39 protein-coding genes are annotated in these 25,933 nt (G+C 45.3%); 3 read left to right on the forward strand and 36 right to left on the reverse strand.

From position 1 onward, the window contains the following. Positions 1-448: 448 nt before the first annotated feature. Positions 449-1,747 carry a M24 family metallopeptidase gene (locus RT717_RS18925; protein WP_317487950.1) on the reverse strand — a complete coding sequence of 433 codons (1,299 nt, stop codon included), beginning with the start codon at positions 1,745-1,747 and terminating at the stop codon, positions 449-451. A 355-nt stretch (positions 1,748-2,102) separates the two neighbouring features. On the opposite strand from RT717_RS18925, the gene RT717_RS18930 reads away from it, so the two are divergent. After that, the gene (locus RT717_RS18930; RefSeq protein WP_317487951.1) at positions 2,103-2,951 is read left to right on the forward strand and encodes a 3-keto-disaccharide hydrolase; all 849 of its coding nucleotides are present in this window, start codon (positions 2,103-2,105) and stop codon (positions 2,949-2,951) included. A 280-nt stretch (positions 2,952-3,231) separates the two neighbouring features. Here RT717_RS18930 and RT717_RS18935 read toward each other — a convergent pair whose 3' ends face one another. Together RT717_RS18935 and RT717_RS18940 are read right to left on the reverse strand one after the other, a co-directional pair. Next, entirely contained in the window at positions 3,232-4,302 is a 1,071-nt protein-coding gene (locus RT717_RS18935; protein ID WP_317487952.1) for a M42 family metallopeptidase, read from the reverse strand. A gap of 61 nt (positions 4,303-4,363) precedes the next feature. Further along, positions 4,364-5,941: an acyl-CoA carboxylase subunit beta gene (locus RT717_RS18940; RefSeq protein ID WP_317487953.1), complete on the reverse strand. Its 1,578-nt coding sequence runs from the start codon at positions 5,939-5,941 to the stop codon at positions 4,364-4,366. 158 nt (positions 5,942-6,099) lie between these two features. On the opposite strand from RT717_RS18940, the gene RT717_RS18945 reads away from it, so the two are divergent. Further along, the gene (locus RT717_RS18945) at positions 6,100-7,038 is read left to right on the forward strand and encodes a Ppx/GppA phosphatase family protein (RefSeq protein ID WP_317487954.1); all 939 of its coding nucleotides are present in this window, start codon (positions 6,100-6,102) and stop codon (positions 7,036-7,038) included. Between the two features lie 225 nt (positions 7,039-7,263). Then, positions 7,264-8,331: an Ldh family oxidoreductase gene (locus tag RT717_RS18950; protein WP_317487955.1), complete on the forward strand. Its 1,068-nt coding sequence runs from the start codon at positions 7,264-7,266 to the stop codon at positions 8,329-8,331. Here RT717_RS18950 and RT717_RS18955 read toward each other — a convergent pair. The 33 genes from RT717_RS18955 to rpsJ form a co-directional block, all read right to left on the reverse strand. Then, on the reverse strand, positions 8,328-8,855 hold the full coding sequence (locus tag RT717_RS18955) for a hypothetical protein (RefSeq protein ID WP_317487956.1): 528 nt from the start codon (positions 8,853-8,855) through the stop codon (positions 8,328-8,330). The two genes, RT717_RS18950 and RT717_RS18955, sit on opposite strands and share 4 nt — an antisense overlap. A 36-nt stretch (positions 8,856-8,891) precedes the next feature. Further along, positions 8,892-9,197 (reverse strand): FtsB family cell division protein, encoded by a 306-nt coding sequence (locus RT717_RS18960; protein WP_317487957.1) that lies wholly within the window; start codon positions 9,195-9,197, stop codon positions 8,892-8,894. 89 nt (positions 9,198-9,286) lie between these two features. Then, positions 9,287-10,567, reverse strand: a complete 1,281-nt coding sequence (gene eno, locus RT717_RS18965) for a phosphopyruvate hydratase (RefSeq protein WP_151997970.1) — start codon at positions 10,565-10,567, stop codon at positions 9,287-9,289. A gap of 7 nt (positions 10,568-10,574) precedes the next feature. Continuing rightward, positions 10,575-11,672: a glutamine-hydrolyzing carbamoyl-phosphate synthase small subunit gene (gene carA, locus RT717_RS18970; RefSeq protein ID WP_317487958.1), complete on the reverse strand. Its 1,098-nt coding sequence runs from the start codon at positions 11,670-11,672 to the stop codon at positions 10,575-10,577. 199 nt (positions 11,673-11,871) lie between these two features. Next, positions 11,872-12,477, reverse strand: coding sequence for a 50S ribosomal protein L17 (gene rplQ / locus RT717_RS18975; RefSeq protein ID WP_317487959.1), 606 nt, complete (start codon positions 12,475-12,477; stop codon positions 11,872-11,874). Positions 12,478-12,483: 6 nt separating this feature from the next. Continuing rightward, positions 12,484-13,476, reverse strand: coding sequence for a DNA-directed RNA polymerase subunit alpha (locus RT717_RS18980; protein WP_317487960.1), 993 nt, complete (start codon positions 13,474-13,476; stop codon positions 12,484-12,486). 28 nt (positions 13,477-13,504) lie between these two features. Further along, a complete protein-coding gene (gene rpsD / locus RT717_RS18985; protein WP_317487961.1) occupies positions 13,505-14,110 on the reverse strand; it encodes a 30S ribosomal protein S4 in 606 nt (201 codons plus the stop codon). A gap of 19 nt (positions 14,111-14,129) precedes the next feature. After that, complete coding sequence (gene rpsK, locus RT717_RS18990; RefSeq protein WP_151997965.1) at positions 14,130-14,522, reverse strand: 30S ribosomal protein S11; 393 nt, start codon at positions 14,520-14,522, stop codon at positions 14,130-14,132. Positions 14,523-14,534: 12 nt separating this feature from the next. Beyond that, entirely contained in the window at positions 14,535-14,912 is a 378-nt protein-coding gene (gene rpsM / locus RT717_RS18995; protein WP_151997964.1) for a 30S ribosomal protein S13, read from the reverse strand. Between the two features lie 2 nt (positions 14,913-14,914). After that, complete coding sequence (rpmJ, locus tag RT717_RS19000) at positions 14,915-15,031, reverse strand: 50S ribosomal protein L36 (protein WP_151997963.1); 117 nt, start codon at positions 15,029-15,031, stop codon at positions 14,915-14,917. Between the two features lie 6 nt (positions 15,032-15,037). Further along, on the reverse strand, positions 15,038-15,256 hold the full coding sequence (gene infA, locus RT717_RS19005) for a translation initiation factor IF-1 (RefSeq protein WP_151997962.1): 219 nt from the start codon (positions 15,254-15,256) through the stop codon (positions 15,038-15,040). An 8-nt stretch (positions 15,257-15,264) separates the two neighbouring features. Beyond that, the gene (secY, locus tag RT717_RS19010) at positions 15,265-16,584 is read right to left on the reverse strand and encodes a preprotein translocase subunit SecY (protein ID WP_317487962.1); all 1,320 of its coding nucleotides are present in this window, start codon (positions 16,582-16,584) and stop codon (positions 15,265-15,267) included. A 4-nt stretch (positions 16,585-16,588) separates the two neighbouring features. Then, positions 16,589-17,035 (reverse strand): 50S ribosomal protein L15, encoded by a 447-nt coding sequence (rplO, locus tag RT717_RS19015; RefSeq protein WP_317487963.1) that lies wholly within the window; start codon positions 17,033-17,035, stop codon positions 16,589-16,591. Between the two features lie 4 nt (positions 17,036-17,039). Further along, entirely contained in the window at positions 17,040-17,219 is a 180-nt protein-coding gene (gene rpmD / locus RT717_RS19020) for a 50S ribosomal protein L30 (protein WP_151997959.1), read from the reverse strand. 5 nt (positions 17,220-17,224) lie between these two features. Beyond that, positions 17,225-17,743 carry a 30S ribosomal protein S5 gene (gene rpsE / locus RT717_RS19025; RefSeq protein ID WP_151997958.1) on the reverse strand — a complete coding sequence of 173 codons (519 nt, stop codon included), beginning with the start codon at positions 17,741-17,743 and terminating at the stop codon, positions 17,225-17,227. Positions 17,744-17,749: 6 nt separating this feature from the next. Next, positions 17,750-18,100 (reverse strand): 50S ribosomal protein L18, encoded by a 351-nt coding sequence (rplR, locus tag RT717_RS19030; protein WP_151997957.1) that lies wholly within the window; start codon positions 18,098-18,100, stop codon positions 17,750-17,752. A gap of 5 nt (positions 18,101-18,105) precedes the next feature. Then, complete coding sequence (gene rplF / locus RT717_RS19035; protein ID WP_151997956.1) at positions 18,106-18,660, reverse strand: 50S ribosomal protein L6; 555 nt, start codon at positions 18,658-18,660, stop codon at positions 18,106-18,108. Positions 18,661-18,672: 12 nt separating this feature from the next. Continuing rightward, entirely contained in the window at positions 18,673-19,071 is a 399-nt protein-coding gene (rpsH, locus tag RT717_RS19040; protein ID WP_151997955.1) for a 30S ribosomal protein S8, read from the reverse strand. Positions 19,072-19,155: 84 nt separating this feature from the next. After that, entirely contained in the window at positions 19,156-19,425 is a 270-nt protein-coding gene (gene rpsN, locus RT717_RS19045) for a 30S ribosomal protein S14 (RefSeq protein WP_151997954.1), read from the reverse strand. A 1-nt stretch (position 19,426) separates the two neighbouring features. Then, complete coding sequence (rplE, locus tag RT717_RS19050; protein ID WP_151997953.1) at positions 19,427-19,981, reverse strand: 50S ribosomal protein L5; 555 nt, start codon at positions 19,979-19,981, stop codon at positions 19,427-19,429. Beyond that, on the reverse strand, positions 19,974-20,318 hold the full coding sequence (gene rplX, locus RT717_RS19055) for a 50S ribosomal protein L24 (RefSeq protein WP_317487964.1): 345 nt from the start codon (positions 20,316-20,318) through the stop codon (positions 19,974-19,976). Before rplX ends, rplE begins: the two co-directional genes overlap by 8 nt. Before the next feature lie 3 nt (positions 20,319-20,321). Beyond that, positions 20,322-20,690 (reverse strand): 50S ribosomal protein L14, encoded by a 369-nt coding sequence (rplN, locus tag RT717_RS19060; protein ID WP_151997951.1) that lies wholly within the window; start codon positions 20,688-20,690, stop codon positions 20,322-20,324. Position 20,691: 1 nt separating this feature from the next. Then, on the reverse strand, positions 20,692-20,949 hold the full coding sequence (rpsQ, locus tag RT717_RS19065) for a 30S ribosomal protein S17 (protein ID WP_317487965.1): 258 nt from the start codon (positions 20,947-20,949) through the stop codon (positions 20,692-20,694). A gap of 7 nt (positions 20,950-20,956) precedes the next feature. After that, the gene (rpmC, locus tag RT717_RS19070) at positions 20,957-21,151 is read right to left on the reverse strand and encodes a 50S ribosomal protein L29 (RefSeq protein ID WP_151997949.1); all 195 of its coding nucleotides are present in this window, start codon (positions 21,149-21,151) and stop codon (positions 20,957-20,959) included. After that, positions 21,148-21,573, reverse strand: coding sequence for a 50S ribosomal protein L16 (rplP, locus tag RT717_RS19075; RefSeq protein ID WP_151997948.1), 426 nt, complete (start codon positions 21,571-21,573; stop codon positions 21,148-21,150). The genes rpmC and rplP overlap by 4 nt, the downstream gene beginning before the upstream one ends. A gap of 22 nt (positions 21,574-21,595) precedes the next feature. After that, positions 21,596-22,363 (reverse strand): 30S ribosomal protein S3, encoded by a 768-nt coding sequence (gene rpsC / locus RT717_RS19080; RefSeq protein ID WP_151997947.1) that lies wholly within the window; start codon positions 22,361-22,363, stop codon positions 21,596-21,598. A 5-nt stretch (positions 22,364-22,368) separates the two neighbouring features. Continuing rightward, the gene (gene rplV / locus RT717_RS19085) at positions 22,369-22,761 is read right to left on the reverse strand and encodes a 50S ribosomal protein L22 (protein ID WP_317487966.1); all 393 of its coding nucleotides are present in this window, start codon (positions 22,759-22,761) and stop codon (positions 22,369-22,371) included. Between the two features lie 4 nt (positions 22,762-22,765). Continuing rightward, positions 22,766-23,044, reverse strand: coding sequence for a 30S ribosomal protein S19 (gene rpsS, locus RT717_RS19090; protein WP_151997945.1), 279 nt, complete (start codon positions 23,042-23,044; stop codon positions 22,766-22,768). Positions 23,045-23,047: 3 nt separating this feature from the next. Further along, positions 23,048-23,872: a 50S ribosomal protein L2 gene (rplB, locus tag RT717_RS19095; protein ID WP_317487967.1), complete on the reverse strand. Its 825-nt coding sequence runs from the start codon at positions 23,870-23,872 to the stop codon at positions 23,048-23,050. Between the two features lie 12 nt (positions 23,873-23,884). Beyond that, positions 23,885-24,172 (reverse strand): 50S ribosomal protein L23, encoded by a 288-nt coding sequence (gene rplW, locus RT717_RS19100; protein WP_317487968.1) that lies wholly within the window; start codon positions 24,170-24,172, stop codon positions 23,885-23,887. 5 nt (positions 24,173-24,177) lie between these two features. Then, the gene (gene rplD, locus RT717_RS19105; protein ID WP_151997942.1) at positions 24,178-24,804 is read right to left on the reverse strand and encodes a 50S ribosomal protein L4; all 627 of its coding nucleotides are present in this window, start codon (positions 24,802-24,804) and stop codon (positions 24,178-24,180) included. A 1-nt stretch (position 24,805) separates the two neighbouring features. Next, on the reverse strand, positions 24,806-25,438 hold the full coding sequence (rplC, locus tag RT717_RS19110) for a 50S ribosomal protein L3 (RefSeq protein WP_151997941.1): 633 nt from the start codon (positions 25,436-25,438) through the stop codon (positions 24,806-24,808). Positions 25,439-25,621: 183 nt separating this feature from the next. Next, a complete protein-coding gene (gene rpsJ / locus RT717_RS19115) occupies positions 25,622-25,927 on the reverse strand; it encodes a 30S ribosomal protein S10 (RefSeq protein ID WP_151997940.1) in 306 nt (101 codons plus the stop codon). Positions 25,928-25,933: the final 6 nt, after the last annotated feature.

A 25,933-nucleotide genomic window follows, 5' to 3' on the forward strand; every position in this document is an offset into this window, starting at 1 on the left:
CATCCATGCAGTTGTCTTTCAATCATCAGACACACGATGTCTCGGCAAAAAAGTAGGCTCAGAGCATTCAAAAGTAACGCAATACCGCTAATCAACGCAAAAAGGGCAGGTTATTGCTAACCTGCCCTGGTTTCTGCCGCTAAAAAAATGCGGTGCTAATCTGTTTAAAAAATAATGCATTGCCCTCAAGGGGCAGGATTCAAATTTGAATCGCTTCTTGCTTTTGCGGATACAAAGGTACTGGGCATGGGAGGGCGACGGCTACAATAAATCCGGCGAATTCTATAATGTTTCCGACAGCGGTGCGGCAAAAAACCGAAAACGCTGGCAAATTTCCGACACGGGCAGGCATTCAACGATCCCTGTTTTGATAATCAAATGCAAACCTTTTTCCTGATACAAACTGAATACAGGTGATTAAGTCAATCTGGCGTTGCCTGAGAAAAAGTTACTTAATCAACAGCACCCTGGGATTGATGGGGTACAGCCATTCGACTCCTCTGGCAGTAATCACAGCGTCGTCTTCCAGCGCCACCCGCAGTTTCTTCCCTCCCCATTCGGGTACTTTGGTGTAAGCGAAAAACTCAATAGAAAGCAGGTTGGAGGGCTTGATCTCATATCCCAATTGTACCGGATTAAAAAAAGCAATGGACGGCCCGATGCCGTGACCCCAGTTGCCCACCGAGTGGCAGCCAATGATTACATCCGTTTTGTCAAGCTCAGTAGGTTTGTTGAACCCCGGCATCTTATTAAAACCTGCTTTGGTCAGTGCTTCGTAAACGGCATCCTCAGCTTTCTGCGCCGTCACTCCAGGTTTGATGGTTTGCTTTACCACATCCCGTACTTTCACGGCCTGGTCGAAGGCGTTTTGGATGCCAGGAGGTACTCCGGTTTCTCCTTCTTTCAACACATAAGCCATCCGCTTCATGTCGGTGTACATGTTCATGAGGCCCACGCCCCAGTCGATGAAAAGTACATCACCTCTTTGAATAATGCGGTCTGTAGAAGTGGCGGCAATGCCCTCAGGGCCGGTAACGTACACCGACGGCATACCAAACGACGACTCCAGGTTGTTTTTGAAAAGCTGCTCCTTCAGCCACCAGGCCACATCTTCCAGCGTGGTTACGCCCGCAGTGATCACCTCGTTGGAGAAGGCCCGCTCGGCAAGGGTATATGAGAGCTCCCCGGCCTCACCATAAATCGCTATTTCGCTGGCCACCCGCCTCGACCTGAAGTCGGACGCCAGCTTCTCGGCCGACACAAACCGCTGCTCGTACTTCTTCCCCAGCACTTCCGCCAGCTCCGAATAGCCAGAATGGCTGAGGCCATCCGCACCACCAATATTCTTTGACATATTGAGGCCAATTCTCTTAGGGTCTCGGGCCTCCACAAATGCCTTGAGTTCACTCGCCGACCCGAAGTAGTCGTAAGCGCCACCTTCTTCCAACAGGTAGCCATCAATGCCCAGCACGGATCGCTCAATACGGTCGCCCCCACGGTCGGTAAAGATGTAGTAGCCCACACTGCCCACATAACCTTCACCCATGTCGGGATACAGCGGATCAAAATTCCCCTCCCGGTTCATGATGATCCACATATCGATATTGTTTTCCCTCATGGCTTCCGGCAGCACCAGGTCAAACTTATCGTTCCGCACCTGGTTCATTTTGCGCCAGCGGCGCATGGCTTCCTGACTGAAGGCGCTGGTGCTGACAAGCAGCATGAAGAAGGCGAGCAGTATTCTCATCGTTGAATGGCTGTTTACGAGTACTGTGCTAATTAGCAATTTCCTGCGTTTTGCGCTACTGAGAAGTGATGTGTGGGAGTTGAGGTCGTTAAACTAGGCAAGGCACAGGTGGATCCAGCGCTATACCGATGTCATTACACACCTATATGGACAGATAACCACGGCAAGATGCACTCCCGTCCACCACAAAAACGAAGTGAATCTTGCGCTAGAGGGGAACGGGTGGCAGGGAGAGGAGGAAAGCCATCCCGTTTGTTAAATATACGAAAACAGGCTGTAAAGGGTCTGCTCTTACCAACTCATAGAAAAAACCGATATTGCAGGTAATTTCAACAGCTCACAACACGATTTTACCATGAACAAACTCATACCTACACTTACGTTGATTGTTTTCGTTACCCTATTCAGCTGCCAAAGCTCTTCTGAAAAACAAGACTGGCAGATCCTTTTCAATGGAGAAGACCTCACTGGCTGGGACACCTACCTGGGCCAGGAATGGACACAAGTCAATGATTCTACTTTTCGGCCGGCCGGTGACCCAGTGGGCCTGAATAAAGACCCCAAAGGAATCTTCAGCGTGGCAAAAGTTGATCAGCAAAGCACCATTCGTATCTCAGGCGAGCAATGGGGTGGCATTTCGACCACCAGCGAATTCAGCAACTACCACCTGAAGCTACAGTTCAAGTGGGGAGAGGCCAAACACCGGCCCAAGGACAATAGCAAAAGAGACAGCGGTTTGCTGTACCACGCCGTTGGTGCACATGGGGCTGATGGCGGCTTCTGGATGCGCTCACAAGAGTTTCAGGTGCAGGAAGGTGACACTGGCGACTACTGGGGTGTGGCTGGCGGCGTGATGGACGTGCCTACCCGCCAGGAAGGCGAAAACTATATTTATGATGCCACTGCCACCATGCGGGCATTTAGCGAGAAAAGTGATATCGGCAGGCACGCCACCAAACATCCGGATGGTGAAAAGCCAACAGGTGAGTGGAATACCCTGGAGTTGATTTGTTTCGGTGACACTGCCATCCATATCGTGAATGGCCAGGTGGTGATGGCGCTGTACAACTCCCGCCAGCTCACTAACTCCGGCGAGCAGCCACTGAAGAAAGGAAAGATTCAACTGCAATCGGAAGGCGCAGAGCTGTTTTACAAAGACATCATGATCAAGCCGATTAGCGAGGTCCCTGAGGGGGTTTTGTGAGATATTAAAGAGGTTACTATCTGCGCTTATGCAAATAGCAACCTCTTTAATTGTTGGCACCTCAATCGTCTTCTTTTGCAACGAGAGTGGGCGGGATTTGCGTTTCTAACGCATCAAACAACGGTCTTCTTTTCTTCCTGATTTTATGCACTACAAGTGCATGTCTCACACACCCTCGCTTCAAACGAGGGAGATTAAAGAGGTTACTTTCTACGCTTCCGCAGAAAGAAGAAATTAAAGAGGTTACTCTCTGCGCCTATGCATATAGTAACCTCTTCGATCATTTGATATACCGAAAGTCATGCCCCGCAGGAAGCTGCACAAGAAAATCGTGCATCAGCTTGATTACGTTTTCCACGTCGTCTTTGTGAGCAGTTTCTACTGTGGTGTGCATGTACTTCAACGGCAAAGAAATAAGTGCCGAGGCCACACCTTCCGCCGAATAAGCAAAAGCATCGGTGTCAGTACCCGTCGCTCTGCTGGCTGAGGCCCGCTGGAAGGCAATCTTGTTTTTATCTGCCACATCAATCACCATCTTCAGCAGGTTGTTCTGCACTGCCGGCCCATAAGTCAACACTGGTCCCTTGCCCGCTTTCAGATCGCCCTGCTGCTTTTTGTCGTACATAGGCGCATGGGTGTCGTGGCACACGTCGGTAATGATGGCTACATCTGGCTTAATTCGCCTGGAAATCATTTCAGCCCCTCTCAGTCCTATTTCTTCCTGCACTGCGTTCACCACATACAGACCAAATGGCAGCTTCACCTTCGACTCCGCAATTCTTCTGGTAGTTTCGGCGATCATAAAACCACCCACTCTGTTGTCGAGCGCTCTTCCGCACAGGTAATGCTCGCCAAGCTCGATCAGCTCGTCTTCGAACGTCATCACGCTGCCCACATGCACACCTGCCTTTTCTACTTCGTCTTTGGAGGTCGCTCCAATGTCCACAAAGATGTTCTTCAGCGTAGGGCTCTCTTCCTTTGCCGAGTCTCTTACGTGTATGGCCGGCCAGCCAAACACCCCTTTTACAATCCCTTTATCGGTATGGATATTGACCCTTTTGGAAGGTGCAATCTGGTGATCGGAACCACCGTTTCTTCTCACGTAGATATAGCCATCGTCGGTAATATAGTTCACAAACCAGGCGATTTCATCAGCATGCGCCTCAATCACCACCTTGTAAGGCGCATCGGGATTGATCACACCCACTACCGTTCCGTAGGTGTCGGAAATGTAGGTGTCAATATAAGGCTTCATGTACTCCAGCCATATATGCTGGCCCGACGACTCAAAACCGGTCGGTGATGCATTATTTAAGTATTTGAATAGAAAATCTCTGCTCTTCTTGTCCATTGTCAATTGCTTATCTCTTGTTTTTGTTATTTATATCCAGCGACCATTCATGCATTCCATTCTAAAGCGGAATATTGCCGTGCTTCTTTCTTGGAAGTGTGTCTACCTTGTTCTTCAGCATCTCAAAGGCCTTCATCACTTTGATTCTTGTTTCGTGCGGCATGATCACTTCATCAATATACCCCCTGGCAGCAGCTTCGAACGGATTCGCAAATCGGTTGGTGTATTCCGCCACTTTCTCATCGAGCTTAGCGGCGGGATCAGATGCTTTGGCGATTTCACCTTTGAAAATAATCTCTGCCGCTCCCTTCGCTCCCATCACGGCTATTTCAGCAGTCGGCCAGGCAAAATTCATGTCGGCGCCAATATGCTTGCTGTTCATTACATCATAGGCGCCACCATAGGCTTTACGAGTGATGACCGTTACCCGTGGCACCGTTGCCTCCGAAAACGCATATAGCAGCTTGGCTCCATGGTTAATAATGCCATGCCACTCCTGGTCAGTGCCTGGCAAAAAGCCCGGAACGTCTACCAGCACCAGCAATGGGATATTGAAGCAGTCGCAAAACCGCACAAACCTGGCAGCCTTAGTAGAGGAGTTGATGTCGAGCACGCCCGCCAGCGACGCTGGTTGGTTGCCAACGATGCCAATGCTTCTCCCTCCTATCCTTGCAAACCCAACAATAATGTTTTCTGCATAGTTTTTATGCACCTCCATAAAGCTCTCCTCGTCGGCTATTTCAGCCACCACTTCACGCATGTCGTACGGCTGGTTAGGGTTGTCGGGGAGGACCTTATCGAGTGCCGACCTCTTCTCATCGGACGAATGGTAGCTGACAGCCGGGGCCTCATCCTCACAGTTTTGTGGCATGTACGACAAAAGCTGTTTGATATTGTTGATGCACTCTACCTCGTTGGCACAGGAGAAATGTGTCACGCCACTTTTGGTCGAATGGGTGCTTGCGCCGCCCAGCTCTTCGGAGGTCACGTCTTCCTGAGTCACCGTTTTCACCACGTTAGGCCCGGTCACGAACATATAGGAAGTGTCCTCCACCATCAGAATGAAGTCGGTGATAGCTGGCGAATACACCGCACCACCGGCACATGGCCCCATGATGGCCGAAATCTGAGGTACCACGCCAGAAGCCCTTGTGTTTCGGTAGAAAATATCCGCATAACCTGCGAGCGACACCACCCCTTCCTGTATCCTGGCGCCACCTGAGTCGTTGAGCCCGATCACGGGTGCACCATTCTTCATGGCCAAGTCCATGATCTTCACAATCTTCTCAGCGAACGTCTCAGAAAGCGAACCGCCAAAAACAGTGAAATCCTGACTGAACACGTATACCATCCGGCCATTTACGTTGCCATAGCCTGTGACAACGCCATCACCCAGGTATTTCTCTTTGTCCAGCCCAAAATCCGAGGACCGATGAACCACCAGCTTGCCAATTTCCTCGAAGGTACCTTCGTCCATCAGGAGCTCAATCCGTTCCCTGGCTGTGAGCTTTCCCTTTTCATGCTGTCTGGCCACCCTGGCATTTCCGCCACCCTGCAGCGCCTGCTCATTCAGCTCTTTTAGTCTCTCATACTTTTCATCAATGGTCGGCAAATGAATTTTGGGCTGTGGTTGTTTCATTACATGAAGGTTAATTGTCAAAGATATTGTGGAATACACTAAAAACGAACTCAAATGAACGGTATATACCTCGGCGGTTAAATTTTGGCGGTATATGCTTACTCGTATGATAAAATGTTATCTTGCGCCAATTTTTAGCACAGCTGAGGGACTAAATCATGAAAGTCGGAATCATTGACATGGGTACGAATACCTTTCACCTGCTCGTTGCAGAAGTGAGAGACCATGATTTCACCGTCCTTTTTAAAGAGAAGCTGCTGGTAAGAATTGGCGAAGGCGGCATTTCACACGGTCTGATTACGGAAGAGGCCACGCAAAGGGCGCTGAAAGCACTGGAAAGATTCAACGATGTGCTGAAGGCTGAAAAAGTAGATGAGGTTTTTGCCACAGCCACCAGTGCCATCCGAAATGCAAAAAACGGTGTAGAGTTTGCTGGCAGGGTTCAGCGTGAATTGGGCATCGAAGTCCGGATTATCTCAGGCGATGAAGAAGCCGAAACCATTTACTACGGTGTAAAAAAGGCTATTCCTATGACAGATGAGCCTGTGCTCATCATGGACATTGGCGGTGGCAGCATTGAGTTCATCATCGGCAATCAATCAGAGATCTTCTGGAAGCGAAGCTTTGAAATTGGCGGGCAGCGCCTCATTGACCAGTTCCACAGCCACGACCCCATTCTACCAGAAGAAGTCATCAGACTTCAGAGTTACCTGGCCATGAACCTCGAACCGCTCTTCGAAGCATGCCAAACATACAAACCGCAAACCCTCGTGGGCTCATCAGGCACCTTCGATACATTAAGCGACATTTACATGCTCGACAACAAAATCGAAAAGAACCCACTCGGTACCGAATTTCCCTTTACGTTGGATGCCTTCGAGGGCATTTATGAGAAGATGATTACTTTCAACAGGCGGGAAAGAATGAACGTGCCTGGTATGATTGAAATGCGGGTCGACATGATTGTGGTGGCCAGCATCCTCATTCACTTTATTAACCAAAAGCTCGACATCAAAAACATCCGGGTTTCTGCCTATGCTTTGAAAGAAGGCGTCCTCCTAAAGACCATCCATTCGCTCTACAAAAAGAGGGTTTAATCCATTGTAGTTTAGTTAAGGGGTTTGGTGTCCCATTTCCATTTTTACCCCGGCCCTAAAGGGCGACTAAATGATGATTAACATCCCTTTTAAGAGAAGGGTAGAATGCTCTTAACTAAACGACTTTGAGTTATAATCCCTTAGAAATTTCTTGGTCAAATATTCTGTTTCTGATTGGGTAGCACCTCTTCTATCTCTATTTTTACCCTCTAGAAATCAGATCACATGTTTACATATCAGCATTTACTTTCCTTCACAGAAAACATACTTCTTGCCATCGGGCATTCTAAGAAAGACGCCACCCTCGGCGCCAAAGTACTCCTCAGTGCCGACCTCAGAGGAGTTGACTCCCATGGCGTAGCACGTCTTTCAGGCTATGTAAGGCTCTGGGAAGCGAAAAGAGTCAATGCCAAACCAAACATCAGGATTGTGCACGAAACACCTTCAACAGCAGTTGTAGACGGCGACGGCGGTCTGGGTTTGGTAGTGGCACCCTATGCCATGAAAGTGGCTATTGAAAAAGCAGAGAAAGTCGGCACCGGCTGGGTTTCGGTGAAAGGATCCAACCATTTTGGCATTGCCGGCTACCACAGCATGATGGCACTGGAAAAAGACATGATTGGCATTTCAATGACCAATGCCAGCCCGCTGGTTGCTCCAACATTTAGCACTACCAGGCTGCTAGGTACCAATCCCATTTCTGTAGCCATTCCTGCCAAAACACAACCGCCATTTGTTGCCGACATGGCCACTACCACCGCTGCCAATGGCAAGCTGGAAATTCTGCAAAGAAAAAACCTTGAGGCTCCTCTCGGCTGGGTGCAGGAAAAAGACGGAACCCCCACCACTAATGCCAATGGTGTAAAAGACGGTGGTGCGCTGCTTCCACTCGGCGGCGACCGGGAACACGGCTCGCACAAGGGCTATTCGCTGGGTGCCATCGTCGATATATTCTCGGCTGTGCTGTCGGGTGCCAACTACGGCCCCTGGGTGCCTCCATTTGTAGCCTTTCTCTCCCCTCCTGCCGATCCTGTTGGCGAAGGCATCGGGCACTTCTTTGGTGCAATGCGGGTGGATGCTTTCCGTCCCGCCGACGAGTTCAAGGAGCACATGGACAAGTGGATCAGCACGTTCAGAAAAGCAGAAACAGTAAAAGGGCAGGACAGGGTGCTGATACCAGGCGACCCGGAAAGAGAAATGGAAAAGGAAAGAATGGAAAGCGGTATCCCGCTGCTGCCTCCAGTAGAGAAAGATTTAAGAGAGCTCGGCGAGAAACTTGGCGTGGCTTTTTAGAAGGTAAAGCCTACCCTTAATACTATGGGGCTGTTGTAGGGAGATCGGATGTCGTCGTACAGCAGATTGTATAGTGCACTAATCATAAAACCGCCGCCATTTCTGCCTATTGGCTGAAAAAGTCCGCCGCCCGCAAACAAACCGGGTACCCACTGCCTTACCACGTCGTCATTGGCATTGTAAAACTGCAGGTTGAGGTTTTCAAATTCACCGTGTACAAAGAACTGGCGACCAATATTCCTTCTCACAAAGGTACGCCATCCGTAGTTCGAATAAGACGCATTATAGTACTTGAAGTTGATGTACTGGTAGGTAACTCCAAGTCCTGCTGAAAGCTTCGGCGTAATCATATAACCTGCCAGCGGAGAAAGGTCGACAAACGTGACAGAGCCAAACTGAGCTCCAAAGTTGCCGCCGAGGTATACCCTGTCAAAGAAACTGCTGTTCTCCTGATCGTATTCCTTTTGAGCAAACGATGAAAACGAAATGAAAAATAGAATAAAAGCTGCTACTAATGATTTCATACGGTAAACAACGTTGTATTTCGTAATAACACCTGTCTACTCTTCCGCCACTATGATGTATAAGTCCTCGGTGGGCTTTTTCATCATGTAGCGCTCTCTGGCAAACTTCTCGAGCAGGTCGCTATCGCTAAGCAGCTCATGCCTGTCTTTTCTCACCTCTTCGATTTTCTCCAGATAATACTCCTTCTGAGCCTCCAGATCAACCAACTTCCGGCTTAGGCGCAGTTGCGTAAAAACATCGTTGGAGTCCAGGAAAAGCATCCAGATAAGGAAAAAGAAGGTGAAGAGGAAATAGAAGTTCCTCGTGTAGGGGGGCAGATTCTTGAAAAACCTCGAAATCATACTGGAAATGTAGTCTATTTCCCAAAAATAAAAAAATCCCGGCAACATGCGAAGCGCACGATAGCCGGGATTTTACGTAATGACCTTAATTATTTTTTAACAGGGAAATAAGCTGTTTCTCCCAATTCTTCTTCGATTCTAAGCAACTGATTATACTTAGCCATCCTGTCGGAACGTGAAAGAGAACCAGTCTTGATCTGTCCGGCATTGGTAGCCACGGCAATATCAGCGATGGTAGCATCTTCCGTTTCACCTGAGCGGTGAGAAATAACAGCCGTCCAGCCAGCTTTGTGTGCCATTTCAATAGCAGCAAGCGTCTCGGTCAAAGAACCGATTTGGTTTACTTTGATAAGAATGGAGTTGCCACACTTCTCGTTGATCGCTCTTTCAAGAAACTTCACATTAGTCACCAAAAGGTCGTCACCAACAATCTGGCACTTGTGTCCGATTTTCTCGGTCAAAAGTCTCCAGCCTTCCCAGTCGTTTTCAGCACAACCGTCTTCTATGCTATCAACAGGGTATTTCTCAACAAGCTCTGCCAGGTATTCAACCTGCTCAGCGGTTGTTCTTACTTTGCCAGTGTCACCTTCAAATTTCTTGTAGTTGTATTTGCCGTCTTCGTAAAACTCAGAAGCAGCACAGTCAAACGCAATCATTACGTCTTTTCCAGCCTTGTATCCAGCCTTCTCAATCGCTTTCAGAATGTCGGCAAGGCCTTCTTCTGTTCCACCTGAAAGGTTAGGAGCAAAACCACCTTCGTCTCCTACGGCAGTGCTCAATCCTTTGTCGTGAAGAATCTTCTTAAGGGCATGAAAAATTTCAGCACCCATTCTCAGCGCATCGCTATAAGTAGGTGCACCTACAGGGCGAATCATAAATTCCTGGAATGCGATGGGCGCATCTGAGTGAGAACCACCATTGATGATGTTCATCATTGGCACAGGCAACGTGCTTGCGTTAGGTCCGCCAAGGTATCTGAACAAAGACTGTCCTGACTCTTGCGCTGCTGCCTTAGCAACTGCCAGAGAAACACCAAGAATGGCGTTAGCACCGAGTTTGCCTTTGTTCGGCGTGCCATCAAGCTCAATCATTATCTTATCGATAAGCTTCTGGTCGAAAACACTAAGGCCTATCAGTTCGCCGGCTATTTTCTCGTTCACGTTTTCAACAGCCTTAAGCACACCTTTTCCAAGGTATTTCGACTTATCACCGTCTCTAAGCTCAACAGCTTCGTGTGTGCCTGTAGAAGCACCAGAGGGCACGGCCGCTCTGCCCATAATTCCATTTTCGGTGTAGACATCTACCTCAATGGTAGGATTGCCCCTGGAGTCAAGAATCTGCCTTGCGTGAATTCCTTCAATTAAACTCATTATGTTTTTAGTTTAGATGTTCAACGAACTGATCAAATAAATACCTGGAGTCGTGCGGTCCCGGAGATGATTCCGGATGGTACTGGACAGAAAATACTTTCTTACCTTTCAATTTCATGCCCGCCACCGAACTGTCGTTCAAATGTATGTGTGTTAGTTCTGCAACGGAAGAGCTTTTCAGCTCGTCCATGTTTACTGCAAACCCATGGTTTTGCGACGTAATCTCGCTCTTCCCCGACACCAGGTTCTTCACCGGGTGATTAAGTCCTCTATGGCCATGGTGCATCTTAAATGTGCTGATACCACAAGCAAGCGCTAAAATCTGATGACCAAGACATATACCGAACAATGGTTTGTCCGCTGCAAGAATTTCTTTTACTGTGGTGACGGCGTAATCCATCACTGAAGGGTCGCCAGGGCCGTTTGAAATGAAGTACCCTGTTGGCTGCCATGCCTCCATTTCTTTGAACGTGGTTTGTGCCGGAAACACCTTGCAATATATGCCCCGGGCTGCCATGTTCTTGAGAATCGATTGCTTAATACCAAGATCAAGCACCGCCACTTTTATTTTGCTGCTTTCGTCACCATAGGTATATGCGTCTTTTGTGGTCACTTTAGAAGACAACTCAAGCTTGTCCATTGACGGCACCTGCTTAAGCTTAGCCATCAATTCCGCTTTGTCAAAAATCTCGGAAGAGATAATTGCGTTCATCGCTCCTTTGCTCCTTATGTGCCTCACAAGGCTCCGGCTATCAAGCCCAGAAATACCGACTGTGTTGTGTTTGATAAAATAGTCGTTGAGGCTCGAATCAGCCGTTTTGCGGCTATACAGCTTCGAAAATTCATTCACAACCACTCCGCTGATTTTAGGTGTAGCCGATTCCTGCTCATCCGCATTCACTCCATAGTTACCGATGTGAGACGTTGTGTTCACTACAATCTGGCCGAAGTATGACGGGTCAGTATAAATCTCCTGATAGCCGGTCATGCCAGTGTTAAAGCAAATCTCTCCTCCGCTCGTTCCAATTTTACCGATGGCATCGCCTTCGTACAAGGTTCCATCTTCCAGAAGTAAAACAGCACGTGGATTCGGTGTGTATTTCATGAGTATGCAGTGTTTACCTTTATATAACTAATGTGATTTATTTGAAAGCCTACAAGCATTCAAAACTAATTAGCCAGCTTGAGAATAGAGGCGAATAAGCAGGCACAAAAATAGAAAGAATTTTCTAAGACCCACCGCTTGAAAACAAAAAAGGGTTGACAAAAGCCAACCCTTTCAATTGAAATATTCTATTTTATGATTATTTCTTCTCCTCTTCAGCTGAGTCGTCAGCGCTAGCCTCATCAGTACCCTCTTCAGGTGCTTCCGCAGCCGCTTCTTCAGTAGTTTCAGCAGCAACTTCTTCAACAGCCGCTTCGGCTACTGGAGCCTCCTCCACAACTACTGCATCTGTAGCAGACGATTTAGCATCATCAGCACCAGCAGCAGCCTTGCTACGACGTGTTCTCTTAGCCTTAGGCTTCGCAGTTGCTTCTCCAATTAGCAATTCATTGAAGTCAACAAGCTCCATCATACAAATTTCTGCATTGTCACCAAGTCTGCTACCCAAACGGATAATCCTTGTGTAGCCGCCGGGGCGGCTTGCAGTTTTTTCAGCCACAGGGCCAAAAAGCTCCTGTACAGAATACTTGTTTTGCAGATAAGAGAAAACAATCCTTCTGTTGTGAGTAGAATCGTCTTTTGTCTTGGTGATCAATGGCTCAACATACTTTCTAAGTGCTTTAGCCTTAGCTACAGTAGTTGTTATGCGCTTATGAAGAATCAGCGAAGACGCCATGTTAGAAAGGAGCGCCTTTCTATGGCTTGCTGTCCTACCTAAGTGATTTATTTTTTTACCGTGTCTCATGATAAATTAATCCTCCTCTAATTTGTACTTACCCAGGTCCATACCGAAAGTAAGCCCTTTCTCCTGTACAAGTTGTTCCAACTCAGCAAGCGACTTCTTACCGAAGTTTCTAAATTTCATCATGTCAGAAATTTCAAGTCTTACAAGGTCTCCCAATGACTTAACATCAGCAGCCTTCAGACAGTTGTAAGCTCTAACAGAAAGATCCAGGTCGTTCAGTGCTGTCTTCAGAAGCTTGCGCATGTGAAGAAGCTCCTCATCAACAGCATCTGGCTCCTTAGCATCGGCTGTTTCAAGCACCATGCTCTGGTCAGAAAACAACATGAAATGTTGGATAAGTATGTTTGCTGCTCCCTTAAGAGCTGCCTCAGGGTGAATAGAACCGTCAGTTTCTATGTCAAGAATCAACTGCTCGTAGTCTGTCTTTTGCTCAACCCTGGTATTCTCTACGCTATATTTTACGTTCTTAATAGGGGTAAAAACAGAGTCAATCGGAATGTATCCGAACACCTGATCGCCAGAAGGTTTATTCTCATCAGCGGCCACGTAGCCTCTACCCTTTTCGATTGTAACTTCTATTTCGAATTGCGCACTTTGATCAAGGTTACAGATAACCAACTCAGGGTTCAATACTTCAAATGAAGAAGTGAACTTGCCGATGTCGCCAGCTGTAAACTTAGCTTGCTTCGAAATAGAGACAGTGACTTTATTGTCTACCATGTCAGCAATCTTCTTGAACCTAACCATTTTGAGGTTCAGGATGATTTCTGTTACGTCTTCCATAACTCCCTCAATTGTAGAGAATTCATGCAAAACACCTGGTATTTTTATTGCTGTAATTGCATAGCCTTCAAGAGAGGAAAGAAGTATTCTTCTCAGTGCGTTACCAATGGTAACTCCGTATCCTTTCTCGAGCGGTTTAAAGGTGAAAAGCCCATGAAAATCATCGGCCTTTTCCATAACCACTTTCTCGGGCATTTGAAATGCTAGTATTGACATAGCAATAGAAAGTGTTTAATTGATAAAATTATTTTGAATACAATTCGACGATAAGCTGCTCCTTGATGTTTTCAGGAACTTCATCTCTCGATGGAGCTTGAATAAACTTACCAGTCATTTGCGAGCCATCCCACTCTAGCCAGCCAAATTTATTGGAAGAACGTGCTGCAAGACTCTCCGTGATAGCCAATAAAGACTTAGATTTTTCACGAACGCCTACAGTATCTCCAGCTGACAGAGAATAACTTGGGATATTTACTACTTCACCATTTACAGTGATATGCTTGTGAAGGACTAACTGACGTGCTCCTCTTCTTGTTGGGGCAATGCCCATCCGGTAAACAGTGTTGTCCAGCCTGCTTTCAAGAAGCTTCAACAGGTTCTCACCAGTGATGCCGTCCTTGCGTTGAGCAGTATTGAATGTCTTAGCAAATTGTCTCTCCAACAATCCGTAGAGGTACTTAGCCTTCTGCTTCTCCAGTAGCTGGATCGCATATTCAGACTGCTTACGACGACGGCTTCTGCCGTGCTGTCCCGGAGGATAAGCCTTCTTCTGAAGGGCTTTGCCACCACCCAAAACGGGCTCTCCAAATTTTCTCGAAATCTTGGTTTTTGGACCAGTATATCTTGCCATTTCTTTCTACAGTCTTTAATTAAACTCTACGTCTTTTAGGCGGGCGACATCCATTGTGAGGAAGCGGGGTCACATCTTTAATCACAGTGACTTCGATGCCAGCATTTTGAATAGTCCTGATAGCAGACTCTCTGCCTGATCCAGGGCCTTTCACAAATACCTCCACCTTGCGGAGTCCTTGATCATATGCCTTAGCTGCACAGTCTTGTGCTGCTACTTGTGCTGCGTATGGAGTGTTCTTCTTCGAACCCCTGAAGCCCATCTTGCCTGCTGAAGCCCAAGAAATAACTTGTCCGTTATTATTGGTCATCGCAATGATGATGTTGTTGAATGAAGCCCTTATATGTGCTTGCCCAACTGCTTCAACAGCTACAACACGCTTTTTCGCCTTGTCTTTTCTCTTCTGAGCCATTGCTAAAAGTTATTATTTAGTAGCCTTCTTCTTGTTAGCCACTGTTTTCCTCTTACCTTTTCTAGTACGGCTATTGTTTTTGGTACGCTGACCTCTAACAGGTAACCCTTTTCTGTGACGTAGTCCTCTGTAACATCCAATATCAAGTAAACGCTTGATGCTCAGCTGAATTTCAGATTTCAGTACACCCTCAACCTTAATATTCTCAGTGATGATCAAACGAACTGCGTTCGCTTCCTCCTCGGTCCACTCCGACACCTTTTTGTCCCAGTTGATCCCAGCCTCAGCAAGTATTTTCTGAGCCGTTCTACGACCAATTCCGAAGATGTAGGTCAAACCTATCTCTCCTCTTTTATTATCGGGAATATCAACTCCAGCTATACGAGCCATAATTAACCTTGTCTTTGTTTAAACCTTGGATTCTTCTTATTGATAACGTACACCTTACCATTACGGCGGATTATCTTGCAGTCTACGCTACGTTTCTTTACAGATGCCTTTACTTTCATGACTACTTATTTATATCTGTATACTATTCTCCCTTTTGTCAAATCATAGGGCGACATTTCCATTTTCACTTTATCGCCTGGCAAAATCTTGATGTAATTCATCCTCATTTTACCTGAAATGTGGGCTACTACCTGATGCCCATTCTCTAACTCCACTCTGAACATCGCATTGGATAGTGCTTCTACTATCGTACCGTCCTGTTCTATAGATGATTGTTTCGCCATATTATAAATTACGCTACAGCTACGTTTTGAGATCTGCCTTTTAATCTACCCGACTTCATCATACCCTCATAGTGTCTCATAAGAAGGTAGCTTTCTATTTGCTGTAAAGTATCTAAAATAACCCCCACCATGATCAACAGCGACGTTCCGCCGTAGAACTGTGAAAACTCACGTGTAACGCCTGCCATACTCGCAAATGCCGGCATAATAGCCACCAATGCAAGGAACAAGGCTCCTGGCAGCGTAATTCTTGTAAGCACTCCATCTATAAATTCAGAAGTTGCCTTTCCTGGCTTAATGCCTGGTATAAAACCTCCGTTTCTCTTCATATCATCACCAATCTGATTAGGGTTGATGGTGATGGCTGTGTAAAAGAACGTGAAAATTATAATCAACGATGCAAACAATGCATTGTACTGCCACGACTGGAAGTCAGAAAACGTTGTCCCTATGTATTGTGCCATGTCACTAGTGTCAGCCCAGATACTCGCAATAAGTGCGGGGAGGAACATAAGCGACTGAGCAAAAATGATTGGCATTACACCAGCTGCATTCACTTTTAGCGGAATGTACTGACGCTGACCGCCATATACCTTATTACCCACTACCTGCTTCGCATATTGAACTGGTATTCTTCTAACGGCCTGTGTCAACATAACAACCGCCATTACTACAAAGAACAGTGCAACAATCTCAAGCACAAGGATAAGCCCCTGACTCATACCTCTCGACAGAGATTCAGCAATGATTGCTGCGGGGAACCTCGACACGATGCCTATCATGATAAGCATTGAGATTCCATTACCTATACCCTTGTCAGTAATTTTCTCACCCAACCACATACAGAAAATAGTGCCGGCTGTAAGAATGACAATTGAGCTACCTGTAAAGAACGTCCTGTTGGCCATCACAATAGCTTCTGCTGGAATAGTGGCAGTTAAATACCCGATTCCCTGAGCCAGCGTGATAAATATGGTCAATACTCTTGTATATTGATTAATCTTCTTTCTGCCGCTATCACCTTCCTTTTGCAGTCTCTGGAAATAAGGGACAGCCACAGTCAACAGCTGCAAAACGATAGAAGCTGAAATGTATGGCATAATGCCCAACCCAAATATGGAGGCATTACTAAAGGCACCACCTAAGAAGGTATCAAGCAGACCAAATATCCCCTGGGCTTCCCCAGCAAGTTTAGATGGATCGATACCTGGAAGAACTATATAAGATCCCAATCTAAAGATCAGCAGAAATCCAACCGTGTTCAAAATTCGAATACGGAGATCCTCTATGCTAAAGATATTCCTTATGGTGCTAATAAATCGCTTCATTCTATTAAAGTACGGTTACCTTACCACCTGCCTTTTCAATTGCTTCCTGAGCAACTTTTGAAAAAGAACTTGCAGATACATCTACTTTTGCTTTCAACTCACCTCTGCCCAATACCTTAACAGTATCGTTCTTAGAAGCCAATCCATGCTCGATAAGCGTGTCAAGAGTTACCTCTTTCACCTTGTAGGTGTCTACAAGCGTCTGAAGTACGTCAAGATTGATTGGTTTTGAAACAACCTTGTTTCTATTCTTGAAACCAAACTTCGGCACACGGCGCTGAAGTGGCATTTGACCACCCTCAAATCCTTTTTTCTTGCTATAGCCAGACCTGGATTGAGCACCTTTGTGACCACGAGTGGAAGTACCGCCCATTCCTGAGCCCTGACCTCTTCCTATTCTCTTTCTACTCTGGGTAGACCCCTTTGCAGGTTTTAGTGTACTTAAATCCATAATCTTAAAGAGCTTTAACTTCAACTAAATGAGTAACCTTAGCAATCATTCCTGCGATCTGAGGAGTAAGTTCCTTTTCTACAGAACGATTTATTTTTGCAAGGCCCAAAGCCTTAATTGTCGCCTTTTGAACTGCAGGACGACCTATTGTGCTTCTTATCTGTGTAATCTGAACTTTTGCCATCAGAATTATCCTTTGTAAACTTTTTCTAGTTCGACACCTCTTTGGTCAGCCACGGTGAACGCATCACGCATTTTTGTCAGAGCGTCAAAAGTTGCTTTTACCACGTTGTGTGGGTTTGACGAACCTTTTGACTTAGCCAAACAATCGTGAACGCCTGCACTCTCCAATACCGCACGCATCGCACCACCGGCAATTACACCTGTACCAGGTGCAGCTGGCTTAATCAAAACCCTGCCGCCGCTGAACTTACCGTTCGATTCGTGTGGAAGCGTTCCTTTCAATATCGGAACCTTAACAAGGTTCTTTTTAGCATCGTCGATACCTTTAGTGATTGCATCGGTTACTTCATTGGCTTTACCCAATCCGTAGCCTACTACTCCATTGCCATCACCTACTACTACGATAGCTGAAAAGCTAAAACGACGTCCACCCTTCACTACTTTCGCTACCCTGTTAATGGCAACTACTCGTTCTTTAAGATCTATTTCGGACGCTTTTACCGATTTTACGTTTGACTGTGTCATGTTCAATTAGAATTTAAGACCACCTTCTCTGGCTCCTTCAGCAAGTGCTTTTACACGTCCGTGGTATGGGTAACCACCACGATCAAAAACACAAGTTGCCAAGCCGCTTTCCTTAGCCTTTTCAGCAATTTTCTTCCCAACCAATTTAGAAACATCATTGTTGATCTTTCCCTTCTGACCCACATCTTCTGAAGAAGATGCTGCGAGTGTGTGACCACTCAGGTCATCAATTAGTTGAGCATATATTCCCTTGTTGCTTTTGAAAACCGAAAGCCTGGGTCTGTCAGAAGTTCCGCTAATCTTGTTACGGATTCCTCTTTTTATTCTTAATCTTCTGTCTCCTTTACTGGTGGCCATCTTAATTATTTTTTAGCAGCAGTTTTACCAGCTTTTCTACGAACTTGCTCTCCCACAAAGCGAACACCTTTACCTTTGTAAGGCTCTACTTTTCTTAGTGATCTGATCTTGGCAGCAACTTGTCCAATAAGCTGTTTATCGATACTTTCTAGACTTATCGTTGGATTCTTACCTTTTGGCGTTTCAGTGTTCAACTTAACTTCATCTGGCAGAGCCAAAAATATATTGTGAGAGTAGCCAAGGTTTAATTCAAGAACGTTTCCCTGATGTGAGGCTTTATAACCTACACCTACCAGCTCCAGCTCTGCTTTGTAACCATTACTTACTCCCTCAACCATATTAGCGATCAAAGACCTGTACAAACCGTGCATAGCTTTATGACGCTTTTGTTCAGTTGGTCTTTCAACAACCAATTCTGATCCCTCCAATTTAACCTGGATGTCAGGATCTATATCTTGTGTTAACTGGCCTTTAGGACCTTTAACCGTAACAACAGTTTTATCTATTGAAATGGTTACCCCGGCAGGTACAGTTACTGGTTTCTTTCCTATTCTTGACATGACATCAATATCTTAATAAACATAACAAAGTACTTCTCCACCAATATTCTGTGTCCTGGCCTCTTTGTCTGTCATTACACCTCGTGAGGTTGAAATGATAGCTACACCCAAGCCATTGAGAACACGAGGAATTTTTTCAACGTGAGCATACTTACGCAAACCAGGCTTACTTATTCTCTCAAGAGATAAAATGGCGTTTTTCTTCGTAACAGCATTGTATTTCAACGCTATCTTGATAACACCTTGCTTATCATCTTCAACGAACTTGAAGTTCTGGATATATCCCTTATCCATTAGAACCTTGGTGATCTCCTTCTTGATGTTAGAAGCAGGAACCTCAACGATTCTGTGATTTGCTTTTATTGCATTTCTAACTCGTGTTAGATAATCTGCTATAGGATCTGTAACCATACAGTAAAATAATTAAGCCCTTTTTAACAGGGCTGCAAAGGTATAAATTATTTTCTTTCTTAACAATATGCCTTGGGCAAATAATTACCAGCTTGACTTGGTCACGCCTGGTATTTTACCATCAGAAGCCATCTCACGAAATGTTACACGAGAAATACCAAACTTCCTCATATATCCTTTTGGACGCCCCGTCAATTTACAACGGTTGTGAAGACGTACCGGAGAAGCGTTCTTGGGCAACTTATCCAGGCCGATGTAATCACCTGCTTCTTTAAGTGCCTTTCTTTTAGCAGCATACTTTGCTACCAAATGCTCTCTTTTTCTCTCCCGTGCTTTAACTGATTCTTTAGCCATGTTATTTATTTTTTGATGCGAATGGCATTCCAAATGCCTTCAGCAATTCATAACTCTCCTCATCACTATTTGCAGTAGTAACAAACGTGATATCCATACCAGATATCTTATTGATTTTGTCAATACTGATTTCAGGGAAAATGATCTGCTCCTTCACCCCTAATGTGTAGTTCCCTCTGCCGTCGAACCCACTGTCCTTGATACCTTTGAAGTCACGAACCCTTGGAAGGGCAATTGACATCAAACGGTCAAGAAACTCATACATCTTATCACCACGAAGCGTTACTCTCGCTCCGATTGGCATCCCTTCACGCAATTTGAAGTTAGATATAGATGTTTTGGCTTTGGTAGGAACTGCCTTCTGACCAGTGATAGTAGTAAGCTCTTCAACTCCTACATCCACAAGTTTCTTGTCAGCTACAGCTGCGCCAATACCCTTGTTTACTGTGATTTTGGTCAGTTTAGGAACCTGCATGATAGACTTGTACTGGAATTTCTCCATCAAGGCTTTCATGATCTCCTCCTGGTACTTCGTTTTTAATCTAGGACTAGCCATTGTTAATTACCTCCCCAGTTTTCTTTGCGTATCTTTGAAGCTTGCCGTTCTTGTCTTCTTTTCTCCCAACTCTCGTTGCATTTCCTGTTGACGGATCCACCACCATCAGGTTGCTCAAATGAATAGGAGCCTCTTTCTTTTCGATCCCGCCATTTGGGTTCTGAGCAGAAGGCTTTACGTGCTTCGTAATAATATTACATCCTTCAATAAAGGCCTTGCTATCGCCAGGTACTACTTCCAGCACCTTGCCAGTTTTTCCTCTACTGTTGCCGGCGATCACTTTTACAGTGTCACCCTTGCGGACATGTAGCTTATTAGGCTTTGAATTAGTTTTCATATGTTATAGTACTTCAGGCGCCAATGAAACGATTTTCATGAATTGTTTTTCACGAAGCTCTCTGGCAACAGGTCCGAAAATACGAGTTCCTCTTGGTTCGTCATTACCCGTCAATAACACAGCTGCGTTATCTTCAAATCTGATGTATGAACCATCCTTTCTTCTGATTTCCTTCTTGGTGCGTACAATGACGGCCTTGGAAACAGTACCTTTCTTCAAACTGCTTGAAGAAATGGAAGACTTAACGCTCACTACAATCTTATCTCCGATTGAAGCGTAACGCTTACCCGTTCCACCTAGCACACGTATACAAAGTACCTCTTTGGCACCGCTATTATCTGCAACAGATAACCTGGATTCCTGCTGTATCATCTTATTTTGCTCTTTCGATAATTTCTACCAATCTCCAACGCTTCCTTTTACTCATAGGTCTCGTTTCTGCTATGCGTACAGTATCACCAATGCCACACTCATCTTTCTCATCGTGTGCCAAAAACTTGGTTGTTTTACCTATGAACTTTCCATAGATAGGGTGCTTCACCTTACGAGAAACTGCCACCGTGATAGACTTATTCATCTTATCACTAACAACCTTTCCTGTTTTCTCTTTACGTAGATTTCTGGTCTCCATACTCCAATTATTTTGATAGCTCTCTTGAGTGTAGCTCGGTTTGAATCCTGGCAACAACCCTACGGTTGTGGCGGATCCTCATCGGATTTTCAACAGGAGTAACAGCATGGGCGAACTTCAACTTTTGAAGGCTCTCTTTCTCTGCTGCGAGTCGTGCGTTTAGCTCCTCTACAGAAAGCGACTTTAGCTCTGAATTTTTCATTGTATTGCAGCGTAATCTCTTCTGACAATAAATTTAGTTTTTATAGGAAGCTTCTGAGCCGCTAATCTTAGCGCTTCTTTAGCTGTCTCGATGGGCACACCACCAGCTTCGAACATAATAGTTCCTGGCTTTACGATGGCCACCCAGTACTCAGGTGCACCTTTACCTTTACCCATACGTACTTCTGCGGGCTTTTTGGTAATAGGCTTGTCGGGGAATATGCGGATCCAAACCTGACCCTCCCTTTTCATTGCCCTTGTAACGGCGATCCTCGATGCTTCAATCTGGCGTGAGGTAATAAAACCAGATTCCAATGACTTCAATCCAAAAGTTCCGAAAGAAAGTGTATGACCCCTTTGGGCAATACCTTTTACTCTTCCTTTTTGTTGCTTCCTGAATTTAGTTCTTTTAGGCTGTAACATTTGTCAGCTAATTAACTAGTTATTATTTTCTTTTACGTTTAGGAGCGCCGTCACCGGGTCCACCTCTTCTTCTACCACCTCCATCACGTCTGTTGCCAGGGCCTCCACCAGAGTTACCACTGTTGGCGTCGTTTGTTATTCCTACGTTAGGGGAAAGGTCTCTTTTTCCGAACACCTCACCTTTGAATATCCAAACCTTGATGCCAATCTTACCGTAAACAGTCTGCGCTTCAGAAATTGCGTAGTCAATATCAGCACGAAGTGTGTGTAGAGGAATTCTACCCTCCTTGTACATTTCAGTACGTGCCATTTCAGCACCGCCCAAACGTCCTGATACCTTTATCTTAATTCCCTGAGCTCCCACTCTCATTGCAGAAGCAATCGCTTGCTTCATGGCTCTTCTGTAAGAAATACGAGCCTGCAACTGTTGAGCAATTGACTCACCTACCAGAAGTGAATCAAGCTCTGGTCTTTTAATTTCGAATATATTTATCTGGATATCTTTTCCAGTTATCTTCTTCAGCTCTTCTTTGATCTTGTCGACTTCAGAACCACCTTTTCCAATAACAACGCCAGGACGAGCAGTGTGGATAGTAAGCGTTATCCGCTTAAGCGTACGCTCGATAACTATCTTAGCGATTCCACCCTTGGGAATCCTTGCAGTTATGTATTTTCTGATTTTGGTGTCTTCTACCAATTTGTCAGCAAAAGTTTTGCCTCCAAACCAGCTTGAATCCCATCCTTTAATGACTCCGAGTCTAAAACCGACTGGGTTTACCTTCTGTCCCATGCGTTTTACTTTTCTGTGTTTTCGGTTGCTTTTGTTTCAGGCGCTGTTGCCGCAGGTGCCAGGCTGTCCACAACCAATGTTACGTGGTTTGAACGCTTTCTTATCCTGTGAGCTCTACCCTGCGGTGCTGGTCTCAGTCTTTTCAACATCCGACCTGAATCAACAGATACGGCCTTCACATACAAATCAGCTTCCTCAAGTTTGGCATCTTCGTTGCCCTGCTGCCAGTTGGCAATAGCAGACAACAACAGTTTCTCCAAACGTGCAGCAGGATGCTTTGATTCATGCTTAAGTATAGTCAAAGCCTTATTTACACGTACGCCTCTGATAAGATCAACAACCAATCTCATTTTTCGTGGAGAGGTAGGAACGTTCTTCAACTTAGCTACTGCTTCCATATCCTTATCTTTTACCTTTATCTTTTTTGGCGATGTGACCCCTGAAATTCCTGGTTGGTGCAAATTCACCTAGCTTGTGACCCACCATGTTTTCAGTAACATACACTGGTATAAACTTGTTTCCGTTGTGAACCGCAAAGGTATGGCCAACGAAATCTGGTGAGATCATAGATCTTCTTGACCATGTTTTGATTACCGACTTCTTGCCAGCCTCGTTCATGGTTTCCACCTTGTTCTCCAGTCTGAAATCTATATATGGGCCTTTCTTAAGAGATCTAGCCATTACTTATTTCTTTTTATTAGAGATGATTAACTTATCAGAATACTTGTTCGGGCGACGTGTTTTCTTTCCTTTCGCCAACAGACCATTTCTAGATCTTGGATGACCACCAGAAGCTCTACCTTCACCACCACCCATCGGGTGATCGACAGGGTTCATTACAACACCACGAACTCTTGGGCGTCTTCCCAACCATCTGTTACGGCCAGCCTTACCAAGCACGACGTTCATGTGTTCGCCATTAGATGCAGTTCCAACTGTTGCCATGCAGACTGCCAAAACCATTCTCATCTCACCAGAAGGCAATTTGATAGTGGCATACTTTCCTTCACGGGCCAATAGTTGACCGTAAGCCCCAGCACTTCTTGCCATGGCTGCGCCCTTACCAGGCTTCAGTTCGATGGCGTGAATGATTGTACCAAGAGGAATTTTCGACATTGGCAATGCATTGCCTACTTCCGGAGCTACTGACTCCCCTGAAAACAAGGTTTGTCCTACCTGAATACCTTCAGGTGCCAGGATGTATCTTTTTTCGCCGTCAGCGTAAGCCAACAAAGCTATGAAAGCTGTTCTGTTTGGATCGTATTCTATTGACTTTACGGTAGCAGGAATATCATGCTTGTCACGCTTGAAATCAATCATACGGTACTTCTGCTTATGACCACCACCTAAATAGCGCATAGTCATGCGACCTCCGGCGTTTCTACCACCACTTTTCTTTCTGCTTGCCACCAATGACTTCTCAGGCACATTGGTTGTAATCATAGAATAGTCAGGCGCCATTCTGAAACGCTGGCCTGGTGTAATCGGTCTTAATTTTTTTACTGCCATTTTCCCGTTACTTTATATTCCTGCGTAAAAATCAATTACTTCTCCTTCGGCAACGGTCACAATGGCCTTCTTGTAGGCATCAGTTCTGCCTTCAAGCACACGTGACTTTGTATACCTGGTTTTTCTCTTTCCCTGATAGACCATGGTGTTGATATTTTCAACCTTCACACCATACATTTTCTCTATCTCCTTCTTTATCTCTACCTTATTGGCACCCTTCTTCACAACAAAGCCATACTTGCCTTTCTCGTTCATAGAAGACACCTTTTCAGTAACCAAGGGTTTTACTAATACGCTCATGGTCTTTAATTAAGAGTGTTTTCAACTGTTTGAATAGAGCTCTCAACGAAAACTACGTGATCAGCATGAAGCAGATCGTAGGTAGTAACGTCAGCTGCAAGGGCGACCTTTGATCTCTCCAGGTTCCTGCCTGACAAAACAATGTTTTTGTCTACTGCAGGCAACACCACAAGGGTCTTCTTATCAGCAAGCGCCAAAACTTCAAGCATCTTTATGAAGTCTTTTGTTTTAGGAGCGCTGAAAGTGAAATCTTCTATAACAGAAATCGATTCGCCTTTGGCCTTATAAGTCAATGCAGACTTACGGGCAAGTGCTTTTACTTTCTTGTTTAGCTTAAATCCGTACGTTCTGGGTCTTGGTCCGAATATACGACCACCACCAACAAAGACGGGCGATTTGATGCTACCTGCACGGGCAGTACCTGTTCCCTTTTGTTTCTTTATCTTTCTGGTTGACCCAGAAACTTCGTTACGCTCTTTAGACTTGTGAGTGCCCTGTCTCTGATTAGCTAGAAACTGCTTTACATCTAAATAGATAGCATGGTCATTAGGCTCGATTGCAAATACAGCATCTGAGAGACTAACTTTCCTTCCGGTGTCTTCACCGGTATATTTTTTTACAACTAGTTCCATGTTACTTCTCTAGGATTACGTATGAGTTCTTAGCACCTGGAACGGAGCCACTGACTACAATTAAATTCTTCTCCGGCATGATCTTCATGATCTGAAGGTTAATCACCTTCACTCTGTCACCACCTGTTCTTCCGGCCATTCTAATGCCTTTGAAAACCCTTGATGGAAACGAACATGCACCGATGGAACCGGGAGCACGAAGTCTGTTGTGCTGACCGTGAGTTGCCTCGCCAACACCAGCGAAACCGTGGCGCTTAACAACACCCTGGAAGCCTTTTCCTTTTGATGTTCCGATTGCATCAAGAAACTCGGCCTCTTTGAATACTTCGCCGACCATGATCTTGTCCCCTATCTTCACCTGGCCTTCGAATTCCTCACGGAAGTCACGAAACTCAACTACCTTCTTTTTAGGAGTAGTTTTAGCCTTAGCAAAGTGGCCTTTAAGGGCCTTAGGAGTGTTCTTATCCTTCCGTTCGTCATAAGACAACTGGATAGCCTTGTAGCCATCAGTAGCCTCATTCTTCACTTGGGTAACAACGCAGGGACCAGCCTCTATCACCGTGCATGCAACGTTACGTCCATCGGCACCGTAGATACTAGTCATTCCAATTTTTTTTCCAATAATTCCTGACATCGTATTGGTTATAAGTTCTTTATCAACGTTTTCGGCGTTTATCCGCCAAAAAGGACTGCAAAGATAGTAATTTGCTCTGTCCTACAAAACTGTTAACTCTAAATTTTTAAAATATCTATGCACAAAAAAAGAACCAATAACTCTGATCATTATTGGTTCTTTACGAAACAATACTATTTAAGGTCAGACCTTAATTTCAACGTCGACACCGCTTGGCAATTCAAGCTTCATCAAAGCGTCTACTGTTTTTGTACTGTTTGAATAAATATCTACCAAGCGCTTGTAAGTACAAAGCTGGAACTGCTCTCTTGACTTCTTGTTCACGTGGGGTGAACGAAGCACAGTAAAGATTTCCTTTTCTGTAGGCAACGGAATTGGACCGCTAACTATAGCACCTGTCGTCTTTACGGCTCTTACGATCTTTTCAGATGACTTGTCAACTAAATTGTGGTCGTAAGACTTAAGTTTGATTCTTATTTTCTGTGTCATGATTTT

Source organism: Imperialibacter roseus, assembly GCF_032999765.1.
Classification (GTDB): Bacteria; Bacteroidota; Bacteroidia; order Cytophagales; family Cyclobacteriaceae; genus Imperialibacter; species Imperialibacter roseus.

Bases quoted from the DNA above. Each gene is read 5' to 3' on its own strand.
- RT717_RS18925 (WP_317487950.1), bottom strand. From the start codon at position 1,747: ATGAGAATACTGCTCGCCTTCTTCATGCTGCTTGTCAGCACCAGCGCC.
- RT717_RS18930 (WP_317487951.1), top strand. From the start codon at position 2,103: ATGAACAAACTCATACCTACACTTACGTTGATTGTTTTCGTTACCCTA.
- RT717_RS18935 (WP_317487952.1), bottom strand. From the start codon at position 4,302: ATGGACAAGAAGAGCAGAGATTTTCTATTCAAATACTTAAATAATGCA.
- RT717_RS18940 (WP_317487953.1), bottom strand. From the start codon at position 5,941: ATGAAACAACCACAGCCCAAAATTCATTTGCCGACCATTGATGAAAAG.
- RT717_RS18945 (WP_317487954.1), top strand. From the start codon at position 6,100: ATGAAAGTCGGAATCATTGACATGGGTACGAATACCTTTCACCTGCTC.
- RT717_RS18950 (WP_317487955.1), top strand. From the start codon at position 7,264: ATGTTTACATATCAGCATTTACTTTCCTTCACAGAAAACATACTTCTT.
- RT717_RS18955 (WP_317487956.1), bottom strand. From the start codon at position 8,855: ATGAAATCATTAGTAGCAGCTTTTATTCTATTTTTCATTTCGTTTTCA.
- RT717_RS18960 (WP_317487957.1), bottom strand. From the start codon at position 9,197: ATGATTTCGAGGTTTTTCAAGAATCTGCCCCCCTACACGAGGAACTTC.
- eno (WP_151997970.1), bottom strand. From the start codon at position 10,567: ATGAGTTTAATTGAAGGAATTCACGCAAGGCAGATTCTTGACTCCAGG.
- carA (WP_317487958.1), bottom strand. From the start codon at position 11,672: ATGAAATACACACCGAATCCACGTGCTGTTTTACTTCTGGAAGATGGA.
- rplQ (WP_317487959.1), bottom strand. From the start codon at position 12,477: ATGAGACACGGTAAAAAAATAAATCACTTAGGTAGGACAGCAAGCCAT.
- RT717_RS18980 (WP_317487960.1), bottom strand. From the start codon at position 13,476: ATGTCAATACTAGCATTTCAAATGCCCGAGAAAGTGGTTATGGAAAAG.
- rpsD (WP_317487961.1), bottom strand. From the start codon at position 14,110: ATGGCAAGATATACTGGTCCAAAAACCAAGATTTCGAGAAAATTTGGA.
- rpsK (WP_151997965.1), bottom strand. From the start codon at position 14,522: ATGGCTCAGAAGAGAAAAGACAAGGCGAAAAAGCGTGTTGTAGCTGTT.
- rpsM (WP_151997964.1), bottom strand. From the start codon at position 14,912: ATGGCTCGTATAGCTGGAGTTGATATTCCCGATAATAAAAGAGGAGAG.
- rpmJ (WP_151997963.1), bottom strand. From the start codon at position 15,031: ATGAAAGTAAAGGCATCTGTAAAGAAACGTAGCGTAGACTGCAAGATA.
- infA (WP_151997962.1), bottom strand. From the start codon at position 15,256: ATGGCGAAACAATCATCTATAGAACAGGACGGTACGATAGTAGAAGCA.
- secY (WP_317487962.1), bottom strand. From the start codon at position 16,584: ATGAAGCGATTTATTAGCACCATAAGGAATATCTTTAGCATAGAGGAT.
- rplO (WP_317487963.1), bottom strand. From the start codon at position 17,035: ATGGATTTAAGTACACTAAAACCTGCAAAGGGGTCTACCCAGAGTAGA.
- rpmD (WP_151997959.1), bottom strand. From the start codon at position 17,219: ATGGCAAAAGTTCAGATTACACAGATAAGAAGCACAATAGGTCGTCCT.
- rpsE (WP_151997958.1), bottom strand. From the start codon at position 17,743: ATGACACAGTCAAACGTAAAATCGGTAAAAGCGTCCGAAATAGATCTT.
- rplR (WP_151997957.1), bottom strand. From the start codon at position 18,100: ATGGCCACCAGTAAAGGAGACAGAAGATTAAGAATAAAAAGAGGAATC.
- rplF (WP_151997956.1), bottom strand. From the start codon at position 18,660: ATGTCAAGAATAGGAAAGAAACCAGTAACTGTACCTGCCGGGGTAACC.
- rpsH (WP_151997955.1), bottom strand. From the start codon at position 19,071: ATGGTTACAGATCCTATAGCAGATTATCTAACACGAGTTAGAAATGCA.
- rpsN (WP_151997954.1), bottom strand. From the start codon at position 19,425: ATGGCTAAAGAATCAGTTAAAGCACGGGAGAGAAAAAGAGAGCATTTG.
- rplE (WP_151997953.1), bottom strand. From the start codon at position 19,981: ATGGCTAGTCCTAGATTAAAAACGAAGTACCAGGAGGAGATCATGAAA.
- rplX (WP_317487964.1), bottom strand. From the start codon at position 20,318: ATGAAAACTAATTCAAAGCCTAATAAGCTACATGTCCGCAAGGGTGAC.
- rplN (WP_151997951.1), bottom strand. From the start codon at position 20,690: ATGATACAGCAGGAATCCAGGTTATCTGTTGCAGATAATAGCGGTGCC.
- rpsQ (WP_317487965.1), bottom strand. From the start codon at position 20,949: ATGGAGACCAGAAATCTACGTAAAGAGAAAACAGGAAAGGTTGTTAGT.
- rpmC (WP_151997949.1), bottom strand. From the start codon at position 21,151: ATGAAAAATTCAGAGCTAAAGTCGCTTTCTGTAGAGGAGCTAAACGCA.
- rplP (WP_151997948.1), bottom strand. From the start codon at position 21,573: ATGTTACAGCCTAAAAGAACTAAATTCAGGAAGCAACAAAAAGGAAGA.
- rpsC (WP_151997947.1), bottom strand. From the start codon at position 22,363: ATGGGACAGAAGGTAAACCCAGTCGGTTTTAGACTCGGAGTCATTAAA.
- rplV (WP_317487966.1), bottom strand. From the start codon at position 22,761: ATGGAAGCAGTAGCTAAGTTGAAGAACGTTCCTACCTCTCCACGAAAA.
- rpsS (WP_151997945.1), bottom strand. From the start codon at position 23,044: ATGGCTAGATCTCTTAAGAAAGGCCCATATATAGATTTCAGACTGGAG.
- rplB (WP_317487967.1), bottom strand. From the start codon at position 23,872: ATGGCAGTAAAAAAATTAAGACCGATTACACCAGGCCAGCGTTTCAGA.
- rplW (WP_317487968.1), bottom strand. From the start codon at position 24,172: ATGAGCGTATTAGTAAAACCCTTGGTTACTGAAAAGGTGTCTTCTATG.
- rplD (WP_151997942.1), bottom strand. From the start codon at position 24,804: ATGGAACTAGTTGTAAAAAAATATACCGGTGAAGACACCGGAAGGAAA.
- rplC (WP_151997941.1), bottom strand. From the start codon at position 25,438: ATGTCAGGAATTATTGGAAAAAAAATTGGAATGACTAGTATCTACGGT.
- rpsJ (WP_151997940.1), bottom strand. From the start codon at position 25,927: ATGACACAGAAAATAAGAATCAAACTTAAGTCTTACGACCACAATTTA.